The organism is Shewanella sp. M16, from assembly GCF_018224605.1.
In the GTDB taxonomy this organism is placed as follows: domain Bacteria; phylum Pseudomonadota; class Gammaproteobacteria; order Enterobacterales; family Shewanellaceae; genus Shewanella; species Shewanella oncorhynchi.
The window spans coordinates 1-2042 of sequence record NZ_JAGTUL010000098.1 but is presented as its reverse complement, the minus strand read 5'-3'; the positions used below and the strand labels follow the sequence as shown (position 1 = coordinate 2042).

At 45.4% G+C, this 2042-nt stretch carries 4 protein-coding genes; all 4 read right to left on the bottom strand.

The genetic code is table 11. The features are described from left to right. Positions 1-204: 204 nt before the first annotated feature. Complete coding sequence (locus KFE26_RS23555) at positions 205-543, bottom strand: type II toxin-antitoxin system HicB family antitoxin (protein ID WP_012197942.1); 339 nt, start codon at positions 541-543, stop codon at positions 205-207. Next, positions 540-785 carry a type II toxin-antitoxin system HicA family toxin gene (locus tag KFE26_RS23550; RefSeq protein WP_006087375.1) on the bottom strand — a complete coding sequence of 82 codons (246 nt, stop codon included), beginning with the start codon at positions 783-785 and terminating at the stop codon, positions 540-542. Before KFE26_RS23550 ends, KFE26_RS23555 begins: the two co-directional genes overlap by 4 nt. A gap of 197 nt (positions 786-982) precedes the next feature. Next, on the bottom strand, positions 983-1384 hold the full coding sequence (locus KFE26_RS23545; RefSeq protein WP_212601909.1) for a hypothetical protein: 402 nt from the start codon (positions 1382-1384) through the stop codon (positions 983-985). A 1-nt stretch (position 1385) separates the two neighbouring features. Next, positions 1386-2042, bottom strand: a 657-nt coding sequence (locus KFE26_RS23540) for a hypothetical protein (RefSeq protein ID WP_249195902.1), incomplete at its 5' end; no start/stop codon positions are given.

The following is a 2042-nucleotide window of genomic DNA, read 5'->3' as shown; positions in this document are numbered from 1 at the left end:
AGCAGCCAATAGACACTCAGAGTAAATAGATTAACCGCCGAGGCACGTTTCAAAGCACACCAAGGGGTATTGTCAGATAAACGGAAAAGGGCGGCGCAGCCGCCGCTTGTTTCGCGTTTTGCGGGGAGCTAACAGGGGGTAATGTTCAGTTTAAGTAGATCACATGGCTCAGGCTGATATCATTGCTCGACAACGATTTGCAGCCTACAAACCCACGCTTTTTTGAACTGCCCTTTTGATAAACTCATTCGTGCTAGTCGATGCCTGAAATGCCGCGATAGACGCAGCCAAATGCAAGTCATGGCCTAATCTGACATTAAGCGATCCCTTACAAGGCTTCTCTGGTTGAATGTCCTGTTGAGCACAGTCAGCAAGATAAGCGTTAATCGCCTCTTGAAAGGCTTGCTCTAACCCTTTGGCTGTTTCGGCCTCATAGTTGATCAACGGTGAAATGAATAGCACCTGCCCAAACAGAATATTATCCTCTGGGCTGATTTCTACAGAGCCGTGATAACCCTTATATGTCATTGTATTTTGCATCATAGTTTCCCCCATTCGGTTAATTTGTCTCTCACTTGGCGCAATGCGTAAGCCTTTAATTCATTTTTAGGATGCGGTTTATGCAGGTTGATTAACTCCTTCGGAATGCCATTATCAAACTTAACCCTCGAACCATCACCCTCGACTTGTTGATAGCCGAGCACTTTTAACGCCCCCGCTAATTCATTCCAAGTCAGTGTTTTGGACGATTTGAGCTTTGCTAATAATTTATCCGTTTTCGTCATAATGCCCCCTGCTATATAGGGGATCATTATACCAAATCAACCGCAAAAAGTGCAACTATATATAGTTGCAAAAAAGGATATTTTCGAGACTTAACCTATCGAACGGTTTGAACTTAAGACGAAAAAAACGAAGTGGGTCATGATGTGAATTAACGAGAAAGGGGAACGCATGTTCCCCTGTAAGACGTTCAGGCTGTTTACACAAACTGCCCTTGTAGATCCTTAATTCTCACTATCGGATAGCGATTAGCACTCTCTAAGCATTTAGCGCGAGCCCTTTCGATATTGATCGCTGAATCAATAAAATAGCATTGTTTTTGGGCAATATCGTTTTCGGAGTCATAGCCAACAATAAAAAAGCGGGGGGAATATTTAACCTCGTCCACGGTATAACGGATCGCCTGACCTGTCGCGGATTCGTGATGGCCAATGTACCCGATCCCGTTAGCATTCAAATCATCCATGTGGCTACTGACAACCGATGTTGCATAGTCCGCAGGCCAACCCGTTGCAGGGGTGCGACCATATAAACGTTCATGTTTATATTGCCCTTGTAAATAGGTGTTCATTTCTTCAAACGTCACTGAGGGTTTGCACATATCATATCGCCCCCGTGTTAGTGGCCAACTCAATGCAACCCCCTTCCATCACAAACCAAAGGGCATGATGTGTATAGCAATCGCTTATCCCCCCGTCAGCCGCCACCGACACATAAACCGTTGATGTGATCCCCGAGGGTAAAGACCACATGATTGAAACGTGCTTATTTCGATAGTTCAGACTTAACGCCCTCGTTAGTTCATCGACTGAGAGGCATTGCGTATCGTTGCCAAAATTCTTAATCACGACAGGAAAACGAACCGAAACCCGTTTTTTGTCAGTGCTAAACACATTAAAACGCACGCGATAATCAATACTTGCGCCATTGCGTCGAGGTTGATCGATTGATACGACATTTTGAGCCACTTTTGCCGCGACTAAGTACCGCTCGACCGCTTCAAACAATAACCCTTGTGAATAGGGATACCATGCCTCATTAGCCACGCCCTCAAGTCCGAGGCCGCAGAAGTGAAAGAAATTCATTTCAGTTAAAACAATGATCGTCAACTCGCCCCTTTTTTGCTGTTGAATATCGTCTTTGGAGAGCCTGCTTGTCGCTTGTAAGCTGGCTTGCTCGCTGAAAGGCTTAGTGTGGCTTGCTGGGGTAGTGATTGAGTGTGTCATGGGCTGCTTGCTCCGTTTGGGGTCTATCATCTT